The following is a 16,826-nucleotide window of genomic DNA, read 5'->3' on the forward strand; positions in this document are numbered from 1 at the left end:
GGTTTGATACCAAGTATCAAACCGCCCTACACATATTTGGTTTGTCGAAACAATGTTCAGTTTTCAAAGGTCTACCAAGTTGCCATAAGAAGCAATCGCTCCGTGACAACTTTTAAAGTATATCATGTCGTTTAAATCGTGTCAACATCTTTTTTCAACTCTTTGAATATTTATTCAACATCCAAAGAAATGAATTCGACGTGATTGACACGCCTTGACAACATAAAGCATTGTATCAGTTACGATTTAACTCGTCAAGCACAAATTTCAAATTTTGATTAACTATTCAAGAACCTGTTATTTATGCATTGCTCGTCTCAAATCAGCAACAGGTAATATCTTACCAATCATCTTTAAGTAGGTCAAGCACTAATTGCAAATAAAATAAAAAGCCTCCCCCTAAGAGGAAGCTTGTTCTTGATCTAAGCGCTGTGAGGCCTCGGACTTCCAGCCTTCTAGCCGATCCGCAATTGGTTTAAACCCAATGTTGATGCGATGATTCGTCCAGTAATGTCGGTGCTGATGCTCCAGGGGCTCTGGACTATACGCCACGTGCTCAAGACACCGCAGCGACAAGCTGATTTTTCCCGTGAACTCATCAATGTCCAGGATAACAACGTTCACTTCCTGATTGACCTTTAAATAGTCGTGAATGTCCTTCACGTACCCACAATGGCATTCAGAAATATGAATGAGGCCCTGACGATGACCGCCCAAACTGACAAACGCCCCGTAAGGCTGAATGCCCGTAATGTGGCCGGTCACCCGTTGACCAATTTGAAACGGCATAGTCGTGCCCTCCTCACTAATCATCTGGTGCTAGCCTATTTGGCTTCTGTGACCGTGACTTTGTCCATGGTGACAGGCGTTGCTGGTTGATCACTAGCATCCGTCTTGACCTTGGCAATGGCGTCAACAACGTCCATCCCCGCGATAACTTGACCAAAGACCGTGTGACGGAAGTCCAACCAAGGGGTCCCGCCGTCTTTATAAGCATCGACGATTTCTTCTGGGAAACCGGCATCCTTCATCTGAGCCTGCATCTGTTCCGTCATATCCTTATCTTGCACGATAAAGAATTGGCTACCGTTGGTGTTAGGACCAGCATTCGCCATCGAGACGGCCCCACGCAAGTTGTATAACTCTTGTGAGAATTCATCTTCGAAGGGTTGACCCCAGATGCTTTCGCCACCCATACCAGTACCGGTTGGATCGCCACCTTGAATCATAAAGTTAGGAATGACCCGGTGGAACGTCAAGCCATCATAGTAACCGGCCTTGGCATGGGTCACAAAGTTTTCAACTGTCTTTGGTGCTTGTTCGGGGAAGAGTTGCAGCTGAATGGTCCCCATGGACGTTTCAATCGTTACTTGTGGACCCCTGGCGTTAGCCAAATCAATTTGTGGAAACTTTGTCATAATTATCCTCCATATCTTTTCAAAACACTATCTGCTTATCTATTATCACCGCCAACCGTCAAAAATGCAACTGACAGCCACGGTGTTATACTAAGAGAACACAATTTAATTCGAAGGAGTCTGATTAAATGACAAAACCAACAACGGCTTTAAAGCAACGGACGATTGACTTACTTAACGAACGCGGTGTCGAGCTTGAGGCCATCGCCGACCTGGTTATCTTCCTCCAAAAAGATTACATCGCCGGTCTCACCACCGAGGAAGCTCTCGCCAGTGTGCAAACCGTTCTTAGCAAACGAGAAGTCCAAAATGCCATCCTCACCGGGATTCAACTCGACATTGCCGCGGAACACCACACTCTATTGGAACCTCTACAGACAATTGTCGAACGGGACGAGGGGCTTTACGGCGTGGACGAAACCATGGCGCTCTCTATAGTAGATATTTACGGTTCGATTGGCTTTACCAACTACGGGTACATCGACCGGGTCAAGCCTGGTATCCTGGCCAAGCTCAACGCGCACGAACCTGGGATCATCCACACCTTCCTCGATGATCTCGTTGGGGCGATTGCGGCGGCTGCGGCTGCGCGGTTAGCTCATGACGACACTGGCGAGCAGGATACCCCGTTTAAATAAGCGTCGCACGAGCTTAGCATCAAATATCATAATTTCGTTAAGGTTCACCGGCTCTGCTGACAGTGGGGTCAAAACCTTCTACAATGTAGGCATAACAAATTTCACACTAGCATAAGGAGACCCTTAATGGGATATTTAATTGATTTCGTCTTACACATCGACGACCACTTGGTGAACATCGTCAACACCTTTGGCGGATCCACCTACTTCATTCTTTTCGCCATCGTTTTCGTGGAGACCGGTGCGGTGATTCTGCCCTTTCTTCCCGGCGACTCCCTGTTGTTCGCCGCAGCGGCCCTCGCTGCCAACCCCGCCTACAAGCTGAACATCTGGTTCTTCGTGGCACTCTTCCTATTAGCTGCCATCGGCGGGGACTCGCTCAACTTCTACCTAGGGGGCAAGGCCGGTGCCGCATTGTCCAGTCACTCGTGGTTCGGTCGCCTGATCAACAAGGATAAGCTCGCGCAGTCGGAGAAGTTCTTCCGTAAACACGGACCGTTGGCCATCTTCTTGGGACGGTTCATGCCCATCATTCGGACGTTCGTGCCCTTCACGGCTGCGGGTTCCCAATTCCCTTACCGGCGTTTTCTCAAATACAACGTTAGCGCCGCCCTTACCTGGGTAGCCATCTGCTGTGGCGGTGGGTATTTCTTCGGAAACATCCCCTTCGTCAAGGCGCACTTCTCTGCCGTCGTCTTAGGCATCATCGTGATTTCCCTGATTCCCGCCGTCGTCGGCTGGTTAAAGGGGCGTCACCCATCAACTCCGAGTAGCCTCCCGGAAGACGACTAAAAAATAAGTTCTTGTCACACAAATAAAGCAGGACCTGAGAATTTTCTCAAGTCCTGCTTTTTAGTTTGCCAATTAGGCGCGTTTAATGGCGACACGACCCCGCCAGTATAACCAGCCGAGTCCAGCCTCGAACAGCACGAACGCCAGCACGAAGCAGTGCAGGAAGAACGTATCCGGTAGCGCATTGATGATGGGATCAAGGTCCGGGTCAAAGAGCCAGTCGTTGTTACGAAAGAGCACCTCGTGAAAAGCAATGAAGAAGCCGTTAAAGTTCACGGCTAGCATCGCCCCCAGCACCAGGGGCACAATCGCCGCAATCTGGACCGGCCGCAAGAGACGCCACTGTTCAGCCCGTTGCTTGAGCTGGTGCAAGTACCACCCCGCAGGTCCCACACTGAGCACGAGAACCACGTTATTGAGCAAAAAGAGGTTCTTCACGTCATGAAAATGGACCATCCCCGTAAATGACGTGGGAAAATCGGTCATGTTTAAATCGGTCACCCACGGCAGTTCCAGGTACGCCAGCATTTGCAGATAATTGTGCATGATTTTATTTGCAGACATCTGGACCGTTTGGCTGATGGCCAACCAGTGAATGTCTAGGCGATACAGCCACACGGCGTTGATCGTTAAGAAGATACTTAACGTGATCAGCGCTAAAAAGAGGGCGGTTAACCCACCCCAGCGTGCTAACCTAGTCAATCGGCCCCGCCTCCAGATCCCAGTGAGCCAGGTCCGGCACGGTATAGGTCGGTTGGATGGCCTGTTGCGTCACTTGTGCCGGTGTCGACACACCCGTATAGGTCAACAGGGTGTCCACCCCAGCGTGAATGCCGGCCAGGATGTCCGTCTGGTAGTTATCGCCTACCATCAGTGCCTGATCAGCCGCAATCCCCAGCTGTGCCAGGGAATTATTTAAGATAATCGGTTCCGGCTTACCCACAAAAATCGGGTCCTGTTGCGTGGCGTAGCGCACCATGTCGACCAGCGCCCCGGCACCGGGCATCAAGCCCCGGGCCTTGGGAATATTGGAGTCCGAATTGGTCCCGATAAACGTCGAGCCACTGCGAATCGCCAGAATGGCCTTCGCAAATTTTTCGTAGGTCACGTCACTGTCTAGCCCCACGACCACGTACTCGGGATGGTCCTCATCGACCGTAAACCCCTTTGCAGCCAAAGCCTGTTTGAGCCCAATCTCGCCCACCACGTAAACGGTTCGTTTGCCCGTCTGACCGGCACGGTGGTCTAAAAAGTCCGCCGTTGCCAGGCCGGCCGTGTATACGTTATCCGTGGTGACGTGAATATCGTGGTTATCGGCCAGATTGGCCACCACGTCGACCGGGAGTTTGGTCGTGTTATTCGTCACAAATTTAAAGGGCACGTGCGCCGCCTGAAGCCGCTCCACGAACGCCTTTGCTTTGGGATAGCGCTTGCTACCCGCGTAGATGGTCCCATCAAGGTCGATTAAATAAGCCTGATACTTTTTCACTGCCAACTCTCCCTAATCTTCTTTTTTACGAATGGTAAAGTGCCGCCGTCCCTGACCGCCAGAAGCCACGGTAACCGTCTTCTTGTCGTTGCCCGTAGTGGGCTTGGCGACTGGTCGCCGTTCTTCCGTGTAGGGATGCGACGTGTTACGGTGACGGCGGTGTGACCGTCGCCGATGCGTGTTGTGTGCGCCATTGCCGTTGCCGTTAACAGTAGCATGGCTTTCAGCCGTGGCCGATTTCTTAGCTGGTGCAGCTTCGCGCTTAGCCGACTGGTTCGTTGGCTTTTCTGCCGCGGCTTTCGTCTGATTGCTGGAACTGGTCGGCCGTGCGTTTCGACGCCGTCTCGGCCGCCGTGGTTTGGGTGCCGATTTCACATCCAAATTGTGCAGAATAAAGTAGGCACAGCCAAAATTACAGGATTCATAGAGATAGTCCTGTACGGCATCAATCTGATTTTGCTTGGCGCCCGCACGGTCTTCGGCGTAAAAGCCCTTCAACCGGAGCTGTTCGAAGCCCCAGTCGCCGACAATGTAGTCGAATTTGCTCAAGATGGTGCTGAAGCGTTGGGAGAATTCCGTGAAATCAAATCCATCCCGGACGTCGGCAACCACTTCGTAGGGATGGCCATTGATGTTTAAATGCGTCTCATCGACCCGGACCACTTCGGCGGCTGGCTCCCGGGTTTCTTTTTGTTCGGCAACAAGTGCCTCTAAATCTTTGCGATCCACCGTCGTCATCCTCTCTGTTTCTAAGTTAAGGGGTAGTGCTTCGCCAGATATTTGGCAAAGACTTCCCGTAATAAGTCTTCATATAAGATTTGATTCTGGCCCACGATTGAGATCGTTGGGAAAAATGGGATGAACAAATAGTGATCCAATCCCGCAATCGTATACTGCTTAGTTGGTGATAGCGGTTCGCCCCGCCAGGTGACCTCGTGGGTCTTGGCGTCATAGGCGATACCCAAATAATTGATCTCTCCAAAGATTTTACCACGAAATCCCATGCCTTTTTGCGGAAAGTACCGTAAAAATAGTCGGGCGAGCTCAAATTCCTGAATCAACCGCCACAAGTCGTAGCCACTTAACGTGATCTTCATCACGTGCATGTTGTGGGGTAAGAGCTCGTGGAGTTGATTCTGGTTGACCACACCACTAGGTAAATCGTGGAGAAAGAGCCCGGCATTTAAAATGGCTGCCTGGGTGCCGGCGTACTCTGCCACCGCGTGCAAGCCTTCTTGGACTAGCCGGGGATGACCAGCCGGATCAGCCTCCATGGCAACCGGCAAGTTGGCGACCCGTTGTTCGGACAAAATGGACTTGCCCAGGTCATCGAGTGCGCCAATTTCAGCAGCATCCCCGCTCTGTTCGGGTAAGGTCGCCGTTTCCACGACGCCAGCCTGGCCCCGCTTCAGCTGATGATCCTCGAGGTCCAACGTGATACGACCCACGTAACGCCCCCATTTGCCAGCCGCGGCCAACAGGCTATGGTTATCCTGCTCGCCGTGCTTGAGCAAGTGGTGCGTGTGACTGCCGATGATGACCGTCACCTCAGGAAAGCGCTTGGCAATCTGCCGGTCGACGTCTAATCCCAAATGTGACAGCAAGACGCACACGTCAAATTGCCCGGCATAGGTCTGTAAGAGCTGCGTTAAGGCTGGATTGACGGCAATCGGGTACCAACCGGCCAAAGGATACGTCAGATGGTACGGCGCCGTTAGCCCTAACACCAGCATTCGGGTCCCTGCCGGCGTCGTGAAAACCTGATGGTCGATGGCCCAATCCGGTTGCTTGTGCGTGTCCCCAGTCAGGATGTTGCCCAGAATCACGGGGAAATTTGCATGGTCGTAGAGATGGTCCAACTGCGCGCGCATGAACCCCAGGCCCTCGTTGTTGCCAATCGTGGCCGCATCGTAGCCAATCTGATTCATCAGTTCAATGTTTTTCTGACCGACCGTCGCCTCACTCACGGGGTGGACCCGGTCAATGTTATCACCCAAATCAAAGGTGTAGACGGTGTCCCCCGCTTGTTCGGCCTGTTGCCGGGTGTTCGCCAGGTACCGGCGAATCCGCGGCCAGTTCTCAAAGTGTGAATGCAGGTCGTTGGTATGCAAAATGGTAATCCGTTCCATCAATTCTCTCTCCTCTTAACACTGATTTCAATCGTACGGCATCGGAGAGAAACGGTCAAGCATGGGCCGCATCACCTGACCGGCCTGATAACCGTGACCATCCTAAACGACCATTTATTGCTTTTCCTGGAACTCCTGGGCCTTGCCAGCGACCATTTCTTCAATCTCACTGGTTGAAAATGGCGTTCCAAATGGCACTTGTTCGGTGAGATAGCGGGTTTCTGGCGTATCCACGCCAACGTTGATATTCTCTTTGACCGGCACCGCGTAATGGTGAATATGCCCGTGCAAATTAATAATCTGGTTCACGATTCCCAGCATCATTGGATAATGGGTCATGTAATACTGCCGGTGATCATATTTGATCAGTACGCCGACGTCGTGAAAGGCAAATTTAGACTGACCGTTTTCAATGGGATTGTGCGCCGCCAGGTACTTGAACAGGGCGCGGCTGTCATGATTTCCCTTGATCAGTTCCAAATGGCCGTTCAGTTGCGATAAGACGTTGCAGACGGCCTCATCCGACTTCACGGCTGGCTTGGTAAAGTATAGGGCAATGTCGCCCAGATGATAGACCGTGTCGGTCGGCGCCACCCGCTTGTTCCAATTATCAATGATGGTTTGATTCATTTCGTCCACGCTGGCAAAGGGCCGTGGGGCAAAATCGCTGTCCCCCAACAGATCTTCGTGAAAGAAATGGGTATCTGACGTAAAAAATTCCATGAGTGCTCCCCCTTTTATAAGATATCTAATGGTTGCTTCGTCGTTGGTGCTGGAAAGGCTTGGTCCAGCTGCGTTAATTCAGCCGGTGACAGCGTCAGGTCGGCCGCGGCCACATTTTGTGTCATATGCGCCACGGAACTGGTCTGCGGAATCGCCAGGACTTGCGGTTGGTGAATGACCCACGCCAAGAGGACTTGATAGATTGACACGTGGTGTTGAGCCGCGATGGCCTTGACCGTCTCGTTTGTGGTCAAATGGTGGCCCCAAGCATCCCCCTGAGCAATTGGTGAATAGGCAATCAGCGGCAGCTGGTGTTCTCGTTGCCAGGGCAAGACGGCGTAGTCCAAGCCTCGACTCCCCAGGTGGTACAGGTCTTCGTTGGCGACGGCTTGATCACCGCCGGGGAGCTGCCAGAGTTCCTTTAAGTCGTCAATATCAAAGTTAGACACGCCCCACGACCGGATTTTCCCGGTCTGTTGCAGGCGTTGGAGCTCCGCCACCGTTTCGGCTAACGGTACGTTGCCCCGCCAATGGTAGAGGTAAAGATCCAGATAATCCGTCCGTAACCGCCGCAGACTGGCATCCAAGCTGACGGCCATGCGTTGCCGGGACGCATTTTCCGGTAACACCTTGGAGATCAGATAGATCTGTTGCCGGTCGATGGGGGCCAACGCCTCCCCGACCAGGTCCTCGGCCCGACCGGAACCATACATTTCGGCCGTATCGATGACCCGGGCTCCCGCAGCGATGCCCGCGCGGATGGCCGCAATCTCAGTTTCCCGTTGGTCTGGACGGTCGCCCATGTGCCAAGTGCCAAGTGCCAATACCAATTGTGGGCACTGTCTGTCCGGCAATCGTGACTTGTTTCATCATTAAACACCCCTATTAGCTTAGTCACCAACTTAGCTGATTGTCCGATCATTTAGACGACTAATAACTTGGCAATTTGCCCAAGTCTGTGCCCCCAAATATCAGATATCCTCACCAAAGCGGCAACCGTTATATTACTCCTATCGTAGCACTTTCAGCGTTTTTTCGCTGACTCTGGCCCGCGGATGCGCCCAATTAAAAAGAGCCTGGAATTTTATCCCAGGCTCACGTATTTCGTTTGACATTATTTAGATTTCTTTGGTGTCGTCGGTCGTGCCATCATCCACAACGGGATGACTAGCTGTCCGCCGATCCTTCAGGTATTTGCCGACACTCAACGCTGCGAGCCAGAAGATGGACCCAATCAACGCAATCAGCGTGTCCACCCGGAACAGGAGGACGATTCCGACCATGGCCAGAAACGCCAGAATAAAGTAATCGCTCCACGGGAAGAATGGCATCTTAAAGCTGGACTTGGTGGTGACGCCGGCCGCTAACTGTTGTTTCTTGTATTTGATATGTGCCACAACGATTGCGCCCCAGATGAACAGGAAACAAGTTGTCGCCACACTGGAAACAAACGCGAAGACGTGACCCGGAATCAGGAAGTTCAGGAAGACTGACACAGCAATCACAACGGTTGAGAACCGCAGCGCCCGGACTGGGACCTGCGCACGTGAGAGAACACCCATGTGCTTGGCGAACTTCCCCTCACCCCGGTAGGTCAGGGAGAACAGCATCCGCCCGGTCGTAAACAACGAACTGTTGCAGGCCGAAGCCGCCGCCGTCAAGACCACGAAGTTGATCACGGCCGCAGCGGATTGAATCCCCACGTTCTTGAACACTTGAACGAAGGGACTGCTGGTTGGGGAAACGGCTTGCCATGGGTAGATGGACATCAGTGCTAACAGAGAGCCCAGGTAGAACAGGATGATTCGCAGCGGAATCTCGTTGATGGCCTTAGGCAAGACCTTCTTCGGGTTGGCCGTTTCGGACGCGGTCATCCCCACCATTTCGATGCCGACGAAACTGAAGAGCACCATCTGGAAGGAAAGGAAAAAGCCTTTGGCCCCGTTGGCAAAGAAGCCGCCGGAAACCAAGTTTGTGACGCTGGCGTGACCAGCCGGTGTCGGGTAGTGCACGGCAACCATGTACGCCCCGGCAAGAATCAAGGCAATGATGGCCACAATTTTAATGATGGCAAACCAGAATTCCGTTTCACCAAAGGCACTGACCGTGACCGAGTTTAAGGTCAACAGGATACCCAGTAAGACCAGTCCCGTGACCCACTGTGGCAGGTGTGGGAACCAGAATTGCATGTATTGCCCCGCGGCGGTAATTTCTGCCATGGCAATCGTGATCCAGCAGACCCAGTAGGTCCACCCGGCCACGAAGCTCATATTGTCACCCAGGTACCGCTGAATAAAATCAATGTACGAGTGTGCATTTAAATCTGAGAGTAAGAGTTCACCTAATGCCCGCATTAACAGGAAACACATGATTCCCGTTATCAGGTAGGCCAACACAATGGATGGTCCGGCAAGGTGAATCGATTGGCCGGCCCCCAAGAATAGCCCCGTCCCGATTGTGCCCCCCAGCGCAATCAGTTGGACGTGACGACTCTGAAGGCCCCGTGAAAATTCTTGGTTTTCATTCACTTGACTTTTTTTCATCTTAATCGCCCCTTTGTTGAAATTCATTATACACGTCCAAGGGGGCAATACTAGTAGCGACACTGGTTGGTTTGGTAAATTAAAAAGCGTTGCCAGCCCAGTGTAATCCAGTTTACGTCACTTTCGTGGATTTTAGATGAAATATATTCAACTGTTGTTGCAAGATTCCGTCCGGTTATGAAACCGTGAGAAAAGATGGCACAAAAAAGCGACCCCACCGGCGCAAAATGCCAGTGAAGTCGCTGTCGTGAGTGGCGCAAGGCCCTCACTTTTTAAAGCTTATTTCCGTAACCGTTCGATGTCCCGAACGATCATTAATTCTTCATCGGTTGGAATCAAGAGGGTCTTGATCTTAGAACCGGCAACACTTAAGTCGCGTTCAACGCCACGAATGTTGTTCTTTTCTGGGTCAACGCCAATGCCGAAGTAGCTTAACTTGTCGGCAACTTCTTGACGAATCATGATGTCGTTTTCACCCACACCGGCCGTGAAGACGATGGCGTCAGCGCCACCCAATTCAGCCAGGTAAGATCCAACGTAGCGAATGATCCGGTTGATGAACATGTCACGGGCTAACTTCGCACGTGGGTTCTTAGCTTGAACCTTTTCCAGGTCACGCATATCAGCGGAAACACCAGAAACCCCGATCAAGCCAGACTTCTTGTTCAAGATGTTGATCATGTCATTAGGCTTGTCGATGTTCAGTTTTTCCATCAGGTAAGCCACTAAGGAAGCATCGATATCCCCAGAACGGGTGGCCATTTCGATACCGGCCAGTGGCGTGAAGCCCATGGACGTGTCAAATGACTTGCCATCCTTGATGGCAGTGATGGAACCACCGGCACCCAGGTGCATGGTGATCAGCTTCAAGTCCTTCAACGGCTTGCCTAACATGGCAGCGGCCCGGCCAGCAACGTAACGGTGGCTAGTCCCGTGGGCACCATACTTACGGGCACCATACTTTTCGTAGTATTCGTAAGGGATGGCGTACATGTAGTTTTCTTGGGGCATAGAGGTGTGGAAGGACGTATCAAAGACGGCCACACTCAAGACGTTAGGCAAAATCTTCTTGAAAGCTTCGATGCCTAAAGCAGCGGCTGGGTTGTGCAATGGAGCATATTCGGACAAGTCCTTGATCTTTTGTAAGACCTCGTCATCAATAATGGCAGAGTCCTTGAATTCTTGACCCCCGGCAACAACCCGGTGACCGATACCCGTGATTTCGTTGAAGTCGGTGATAATCTTCAAGTCAGTCAATTGGTTCAGCATCAATTGGATAGCGGCACTGTGGTCGTCCACGTCTTCATGCGTTTCGTACTTTTGGCCGTCGCCGTACTTGATTTCAACTAACGAGTTGCCCAAACCAATTCGTTCAATGGCCCCTTCAGCGATAACTGATTCTGCAGGCATTTCGAACAGTTTGAACTTTAAAGTTGAACTGCCGGCGTTAATTGCTAATGATTTTCCCATGTGGTATTTCTCCTTTTATTTGCGATCGGTCAGTAGGTTTTGTTCTTCCCACTGCACAATCTCTGCAACAAACTTTTGGAACGCTGATTGATTCTTAAATGAAGGGAATTCCCCCAACATGACTTGTTCAACTTGCTTGGCGCCCGCACCCGGCTTCTGTAAGATCAAAATGGCCTTTTGTGCGTTGGCATTCGCAAATAACTCACTTGGCAGATTCAACAATCCCTGCAAATAAGCGTTGTTTGGCAACCACTTCAACAGGTTCTCTGCCTGTTCACTCTGGAAGAGTTGTGAGGGCACCAGAAAGACACCGATACCGCCAGGCGTCAACTGATTCATGGCTTGCTCCAACAACAAATGATGCACATAAGTGTGCCCTTTTTGCGCCGCTGTCTTGAAGTTGACTGCATTGTCATCAACTGGGTAATACCCAATTGGTAAGTCAGCCACAATCAAGTCACTAGCTGGCACCAATAACCGTTCCAAGGCATCCTGGTGAACCAGTTCCACCGGAATGCGTTGCAGGTCACTGGATGTTTGGGCAATCGCTAACATGGTGTCATCGTTATCGATTCCGTACGCATCAATCTTACCAGCAACGACCGCTTTTAGCTGTGAAATCACAGCAGTTAACAAGTTCCCTGTCCCTACTGTTAGGTCCAGCAATGACAGGTGGGTCTTCCCCTTCTCTAACCGGGTAACCAAATAGCCCATGATGTAGGCAATGGTATCAGGCGTTAACTGATGATTGGCTTGGATTTCATCGATACGAATGGCTTTCAGCATTGCTAATTGCACTGCTCGCCGCACCGTTTCCGAATCAAAGCTTTGCCAATCGGCCTGCTGGTACAAGTCAGTTAATTGGGCGACGGTTTTTTGATCTGGCCGATCGTCTTCAACTTGAACTTGTCCGTTGAGGAGGTTATCCCCCGTCTCAACGAACGCATCTAAATAAGATGTGCTTAGTGCTGCTTGTAAGGTCGTCGTGGACTCGTCCAGGACCTTAAAGAGCGCTTCAGTCTGTTCTTGTGACAGCACGCTTCGCCTCCTTGTGAATTTTCCATGACACATTGTATCCGCTATCTATACTACCGATTTTTTACCCTTTATTCAAGCAATCTTTGCGGCGAATCCGCTTTGGTCGGCTGGTGACGTCGGGGTGTCGCCCCCTTTTTCACGAGCTGTCGGGTCTGGTGCACAATCTTTTGCGTCGATTGCTGATAGTCGCGAACCAGCTGATTGGTTGTCTCTCGACGCGCAGCTAGCCCGACCCCAACGACGCTCAAAAGTAGGCTGACACTGGCTAAGAAAAAGAGCGCCCAGAGTGTCAGGAACCCGTGATGCCGCGTAAATCGACGAGTGTGGTCTGCCAAGGTAATCCCTCCTGTTTGAGTCGTAGCCGCACCACCCCTTTGCCCAAATCCTGCCAGTGAATGGCCGTGACCTGGCGGAGCAAGGGGTCGTATCCCCGAAACCGAGCGTTGGTCAGCTTCAACACTTGCTTACGGTCAATTGACAGTCTCACTGGTTTATTTGCCTGCTGCTGGTCGTAAACGGTGAGGACGTCATCGTCAGCCGCTGCGAGACGGTAACGGCCCGGCTGTTCAAGAAGCTGAACCACCTGATACCAAGCAACCGGGTCATGCCGAAGTGGCCGCAGAAATGTTTGCTCCGTGCCGGTTGCCAGGACAAACATCCCCGCCGCAATCGCTAACGCCACGACAGTTTCAATTAGGGTGAATCCCGCGCGGCGCCTCATTGCTGGTCCAACCAGTGCTGTAAGGCCCGGTCGTGGGCCTGACGCGCCGTCTCTAATCTAACCTGTCGCTGCCGCTCTAAATGATGGGTGGCCTGTAAGAAATCCGTGGTCAGGGTCACTGCCAGACACACAACCGCGAGCGCCAACAAGGCATCAGGTAGCACCCACCCGTGGCGGTCGTCGTGTTGACGTGGTTTCCACATAAAAAATCGCTCCTCCCAATTGAAACGTTTGATAAATCCAGTTATGGCTGGCCGTGCTGTACCATTCCATTCGTAACGCTGTCGAGGCACCGGAAGGCCGAATGGTCCAAGCCGTGTCCGGATCGCGCAGTTGTAGGGTTGGCGGAATCCTTAACTGCCCCAGAACCTGGTGACCCTTGATGGTGCTAAGCGTGACTACGTGTTGCGCTGAAATCACCCGAATGCCTACCACTTCGCGGCGACGGATGGCGGCTTGCCGACCCGCCGTCCACATCCGTTGCCAAGAGGGCCAGAAAGCCCGTTCCGCTAAAAGCTGTTGGTGCCGCTGCCCCTGAAACGTGACCAATACTGTGAGTCCCGACACGATGACCAGAACAATCAGCATTTCGTATAGGGTAAAGCCCCTACTTCTGGGCAATGGCCTGGTCCCCTTTAATTTGAATGCGTTCCTGCTCGGCACGTTCAACCTGTTGGGCGGTCAGGTATTTGCCGCTCTGTAACATCTCATAGGTCACATGCGGTTCCCGAGCATCCTTGACCGGGTGATCATCCAGATAGGCCGTGACCTGACCCTGAACGACCGTCGTCATGGCATTCCCATGAATCTGGTTGGCGCGCTGCCGCTGATTATTCAGGTTGGGCAGGATAATTAAGATCAATAAGGAAATAATAAAGAGCACGATGGTCATTTCCACCAGCGTAAAGCCGTGCCGCACGTTAGTCATTGTAGACCCCCTGTAAGTTTTGATACATCGGTAACAAGAGACTCAGATAGGCGCCGACAATCAGCAGGGCGACGACGCCCAGCAGAATCGGTTGGACCAAAGCTAACCCCCGTTCCGTCCGGCGCACCAGCTCCCGATACTGGAGCGTACTGAACGCCCGGAGTTCCCGAGCCAATTGGGCACTGGTGCTCCCCTTTTGTAGAAAGACCAACACCTGTGCCGGAATAAACGCCTGCTCCCTTAACCAGCCAACGGGCGACTGACCACCGGCTAGCTGGCGTTCCAGCCGATAAGCCAGTTGGTGAAGCAAGGCGCGTTCCGGCAAGTGCTGGAGCACCGCTATCATCTGTTTAACACTCAGGCCGCTCTGCACCAGCTGACCGAGGTTTGCCGTCAGGTAGTACGCATAGTAGGTCTGACAGATGCGGCCGATAAAGGGGACCCGCAAGTACAGGCTCGCCAAACGCAGACTGGGTTGGCGCATCCACCACCGCGCGGCACTGACTAAGACCAGCACCAAGATGAGACCACCGCCCAGCCAGCTGTACTGTTGCCAGCCAATCGGGAGTGTTTGGGTCGGCGCTACCTCATGCTGAAGCTGAGGGAGAATCCCCACCTGTAGTGTCAGAAACAACCCGGCCATACTGACAAATAGGCCCAGCGGATACGCTAACAATTGCCGCAACCGTTGCCGCTGGGTCGCCATCAGCCGTAAAAGTTCGGCCGCCTCCCGTAATGCTGGTGCCAGCTCGCCATAGGTCGTGGTGACCTGCAGTTGAAAATAAATATTGGGCTGCAGGTATGGCGCTAGCAAGGGGACCAGGTCGGCCCCACCTAACAGTGCTTGCTCAAGTGTTGCCAAGCCGGCCGGAAACTCGCCGCCGACCGTACGCAGGAAGGTCACGGCCTGCTTCAGTGAAAAGCCACTCGCAAGTTGGTCGGCCAGTAATTGGCAGAACCGGGCCTGAGTCGTCAATGGCCACCTAGCCCGCCCGAAATTTTGCCGCCGTAGCCGCGCTAATAATCTGGGTTGCTGCTGCGTTTTCAAGGGTTTCTCGCCACCTTTCTGTCGGAGTCACGGTTGCCTGCCACAGGGAAGAATCCGTCACAATATCCAGGAGCACGGCCGGTGTGCCGTCTTGCTTAGGAATCAATCGCTGATAGCACGCCGCCGTCAACACCTGACGAAGCTGGCTCGGGGCAACCCCCAAGTCCGCCAACCGACTCACGGTCCCGACCGCCGTTTGAGCGTGCACCGTGCTCATGACCAGATGGCCACTCAGCGCCGCCCGGACCGCCGCCTGGGCCGTCTGTTGGTCGCGAATCTCCCCAATAATAAAGGCGTCAGGTCGATGCCGTAAGCCCACCTTGATCAGTGCATCGTAACTCATCCCCGCCGGTTCATTGACCTGTAGCTGAATAAACCGCGACTCTTTGATTTCCACCGGGTCCTCCACGGTCAGCACCACGGCAGACTGGGCTAAGCCGCTCGCCGTCGTGTACATGGTCGTGGTCTTCCCCGCCCCGGTTGGCCCGGCAAATAGCATCAGTCCCCGTCGCTGGGCCAAAGACACGAGTTGTCCCTGTTGTGGCGGCACTAAATAGGCCGCCCGGGTAGCTGCATAAGGGTAGATGACGCGAATCACCAGGGATTCCTGGTTGGCGTAGTCCCCCACGGTCGAGAAACGTAGCTCGACCGGCACGGGTCCCGACCAGGTCAGTGCCCCGACTTGAGGCCGCCGCCGTTCACTAACGGCCATGTTGGCGTGAAATTTAAAATACGTCATGATCTGCATCCCCACTGCCAGCGTCACCGTTTGCCAAATGACGAGTGCCAATGCTGTTCGCAAGCGAATCTGATACCCCGTTTCGTGGGGTAAGACGTAAATATCGCTAGCGTGTTGCGTTACCGCTGCGGCAATCAGTTTTTGAATCAGGTCCTCAATCAAGTTGTGCCACCTCCAAGTCCTTTTAAGTTAACTCCGTAATCAATCGCCAAATGTTTTTTATTTTTGAAAAAAAGGCAAAAAAAATAACGCCCACCGAAGTGAACGTTATTTCGAAAAAATCTATTCAACACTTTCAGGCAAAACGGCTGCTTCATAAATATCAGAAACATCGTCGTTGTCTTCGAGTTCTTCAATCAAACCTTGGTATTGCGGAGCCTTAGCTTCTGGTACTTCGGTCGTGTTTTGTGGGAACATCCGCACTTCAGCGGTGTCCAGCTTGTAACCCTTGGCCTGTAATGCATCACGGGCACTGATTTCACTCTGTGGATCCGTGAAGATCTTGAACTCGTCGTCCGTGGTCTGCATGTCATCTGCCCCGGCGTCTAAAGCATCCATCAACATCGTGTCTTCATCCGTATCCAAGCCATCACGTAAGATGACAATGTAACCCTTACGATCAAACATGTATGAAACGGAACCGGCTGCACCCAATGCACCACCATGGTGCGTGAAGGCAGAACGAACAGCCGCAGCCGTCCGGTTCTTGTTATCCGTTAAGGCAGCAACCATGATTGCTGTCCCGGCTGGACCGTAGCCTTCGTAGGTGATTTCTTCGAACTTAGCGCCACCAACACCAGAGGCCTTATCTAAAGCCCGCTTGATGTTGTCCTTAGGCATGTTAGCTGCCCGCGCTTTGTCCATTTCCAAACGAAGTTGAGGGTTACCGTCGGGATCAGGACCACCTGCTTTTGCAGCTTGGTACAAATCACGTGAGATTTTTTGGAAGATTTTTCCACGTTTTGCATCCTGAGCATTTTTCCGGCCCTGGATGTTATGCCATTTAGAATGTCCTGACATCGTAACTCCTCTTTTCTAAAGTTTTATATATCCGTATAAAACAGACACTGTTCATATTAGCACTTACTCCGCTTTCATTCAATTGGCAAGCTCACTATTTATCTATACAACAAAAAATGTATAAACGTTA

At 52.3% G+C, this 16,826-nt stretch carries 21 protein-coding genes; 2 read left to right on the forward strand and 19 right to left on the reverse strand.

Translation table 11 applies throughout. From position 1 onward, the window contains the following. Positions 1 to 399: 399 nt before the first annotated feature. Together JUF22_RS09915 and JUF22_RS09920 are read right to left on the reverse strand one after the other, a co-directional pair. Positions 400 to 789, reverse strand: coding sequence for a CvfD/Ygs/GSP13 family RNA-binding post-transcriptional regulator (locus JUF22_RS09915; protein WP_125766254.1), 390 nt, complete (start codon positions 787 to 789; stop codon positions 400 to 402). A gap of 35 nt (positions 790 to 824) precedes the next feature. Continuing rightward, on the reverse strand, positions 825 to 1,418 hold the full coding sequence (locus JUF22_RS09920; protein WP_203646070.1) for a peptidylprolyl isomerase: 594 nt from the start codon (positions 1,416 to 1,418) through the stop codon (positions 825 to 827). Between the two features lie 128 nt (positions 1,419 to 1,546). Between JUF22_RS09920 and JUF22_RS09925 the strand changes: the two genes are divergently transcribed. Then, a complete protein-coding gene (locus JUF22_RS09925) occupies positions 1,547 to 2,056 on the forward strand; it encodes a phosphatidylglycerophosphatase A family protein (RefSeq protein WP_203646071.1) in 510 nt (169 codons plus the stop codon). A gap of 126 nt (positions 2,057 to 2,182) precedes the next feature. Continuing rightward, complete coding sequence (locus JUF22_RS09930) at positions 2,183 to 2,848, forward strand: VTT domain-containing protein (protein WP_203646072.1); 666 nt, start codon at positions 2,183 to 2,185, stop codon at positions 2,846 to 2,848. Positions 2,849 to 2,920: 72 nt separating this feature from the next. On the opposite strand, the gene JUF22_RS09935 is transcribed toward JUF22_RS09930, so the two are convergent. The 17 genes from JUF22_RS09935 to JUF22_RS10015 all read right to left on the reverse strand — a co-directional run bounded on the left by JUF22_RS09935 (position 2,921) and on the right by JUF22_RS10015 (position 16,696). Next, a complete protein-coding gene (locus tag JUF22_RS09935) occupies positions 2,921 to 3,550 on the reverse strand; it encodes a TIGR01906 family membrane protein (protein ID WP_203646073.1) in 630 nt (209 codons plus the stop codon). Then, positions 3,543 to 4,337 carry a TIGR01457 family HAD-type hydrolase gene (locus JUF22_RS09940; RefSeq protein ID WP_203646074.1) on the reverse strand — a complete coding sequence of 265 codons (795 nt, stop codon included), beginning with the start codon at positions 4,335 to 4,337 and terminating at the stop codon, positions 3,543 to 3,545. Before JUF22_RS09940 ends, JUF22_RS09935 begins: the two co-directional genes overlap by 8 nt. 12 nt (positions 4,338 to 4,349) lie before the next feature. Further along, positions 4,350 to 5,075 carry a YutD family protein gene (locus JUF22_RS09945; RefSeq protein ID WP_203646075.1) on the reverse strand — a complete coding sequence of 242 codons (726 nt, stop codon included), beginning with the start codon at positions 5,073 to 5,075 and terminating at the stop codon, positions 4,350 to 4,352. Between the two features lie 11 nt (positions 5,076 to 5,086). Then, positions 5,087 to 6,466: a bifunctional metallophosphatase/5'-nucleotidase gene (locus tag JUF22_RS09950; protein WP_203646076.1), complete on the reverse strand. Its 1,380-nt coding sequence runs from the start codon at positions 6,464 to 6,466 to the stop codon at positions 5,087 to 5,089. A 114-nt stretch (positions 6,467 to 6,580) separates the two neighbouring features. Further along, positions 6,581 to 7,189 (reverse strand): metallophosphoesterase family protein, encoded by a 609-nt coding sequence (locus JUF22_RS09955; RefSeq protein WP_203646077.1) that lies wholly within the window; start codon positions 7,187 to 7,189, stop codon positions 6,581 to 6,583. 14 nt (positions 7,190 to 7,203) lie between these two features. After that, positions 7,204 to 7,992, reverse strand: coding sequence for an aldo/keto reductase (locus JUF22_RS09960; RefSeq protein ID WP_203646184.1), 789 nt, complete (start codon positions 7,990 to 7,992; stop codon positions 7,204 to 7,206). A 315-nt stretch (positions 7,993 to 8,307) separates the two neighbouring features. Further along, positions 8,308 to 9,732 (reverse strand): amino acid permease, encoded by a 1,425-nt coding sequence (locus JUF22_RS09965; protein ID WP_203646078.1) that lies wholly within the window; start codon positions 9,730 to 9,732, stop codon positions 8,308 to 8,310. A gap of 279 nt (positions 9,733 to 10,011) precedes the next feature. Continuing rightward, entirely contained in the window at positions 10,012 to 11,202 is a 1,191-nt protein-coding gene (locus tag JUF22_RS09970; protein WP_125765780.1) for an acetate/propionate family kinase, read from the reverse strand. Between the two features lie 15 nt (positions 11,203 to 11,217). Beyond that, complete coding sequence (locus tag JUF22_RS09975; protein WP_236000762.1) at positions 11,218 to 12,240, reverse strand: class I SAM-dependent methyltransferase; 1,023 nt, start codon at positions 12,238 to 12,240, stop codon at positions 11,218 to 11,220. Between the two features lie 68 nt (positions 12,241 to 12,308). Beyond that, the gene (locus JUF22_RS09980; protein ID WP_203646080.1) at positions 12,309 to 12,575 is read right to left on the reverse strand and encodes a hypothetical protein; all 267 of its coding nucleotides are present in this window, start codon (positions 12,573 to 12,575) and stop codon (positions 12,309 to 12,311) included. Next, entirely contained in the window at positions 12,530 to 12,961 is a 432-nt protein-coding gene (locus JUF22_RS09985) for a prepilin-type N-terminal cleavage/methylation domain-containing protein (protein ID WP_203646081.1), read from the reverse strand. Before JUF22_RS09985 ends, JUF22_RS09980 begins: the two co-directional genes overlap by 46 nt. Then, complete coding sequence (locus JUF22_RS09990; protein WP_203646082.1) at positions 12,958 to 13,164, reverse strand: hypothetical protein; 207 nt, start codon at positions 13,162 to 13,164, stop codon at positions 12,958 to 12,960. Before JUF22_RS09990 ends, JUF22_RS09985 begins: the two co-directional genes overlap by 4 nt. Beyond that, complete coding sequence (locus tag JUF22_RS09995; protein ID WP_203646083.1) at positions 13,115 to 13,582, reverse strand: type II secretion system protein; 468 nt, start codon at positions 13,580 to 13,582, stop codon at positions 13,115 to 13,117. The genes JUF22_RS09990 and JUF22_RS09995 overlap by 50 nt, the downstream gene beginning before the upstream one ends. After that, complete coding sequence (locus tag JUF22_RS10000) at positions 13,569 to 13,889, reverse strand: prepilin-type N-terminal cleavage/methylation domain-containing protein (protein ID WP_203646084.1); 321 nt, start codon at positions 13,887 to 13,889, stop codon at positions 13,569 to 13,571. Before JUF22_RS10000 ends, JUF22_RS09995 begins: the two co-directional genes overlap by 14 nt. Further along, a complete protein-coding gene (locus JUF22_RS10005) occupies positions 13,882 to 14,937 on the reverse strand; it encodes a type II secretion system F family protein (RefSeq protein ID WP_236000763.1) in 1,056 nt (351 codons plus the stop codon). Before JUF22_RS10005 ends, JUF22_RS10000 begins: the two co-directional genes overlap by 8 nt. Next, a complete protein-coding gene (gene comGA, locus JUF22_RS10010) occupies positions 14,873 to 15,838 on the reverse strand; it encodes a competence type IV pilus ATPase ComGA (RefSeq protein ID WP_203646085.1) in 966 nt (321 codons plus the stop codon). Before comGA ends, JUF22_RS10005 begins: the two co-directional genes overlap by 65 nt. A gap of 120 nt (positions 15,839 to 15,958) precedes the next feature. Further along, entirely contained in the window at positions 15,959 to 16,696 is a 738-nt protein-coding gene (locus JUF22_RS10015; RefSeq protein WP_125765772.1) for a YebC/PmpR family DNA-binding transcriptional regulator, read from the reverse strand. Positions 16,697 to 16,826: the final 130 nt, after the last annotated feature.

Origin of the sequence: Levilactobacillus lanxiensis (assembly GCF_016861655.1) — a bacterium.
In the GTDB taxonomy this organism is placed as follows: domain Bacteria; phylum Bacillota; class Bacilli; order Lactobacillales; family Lactobacillaceae; genus Levilactobacillus; species Levilactobacillus lanxiensis.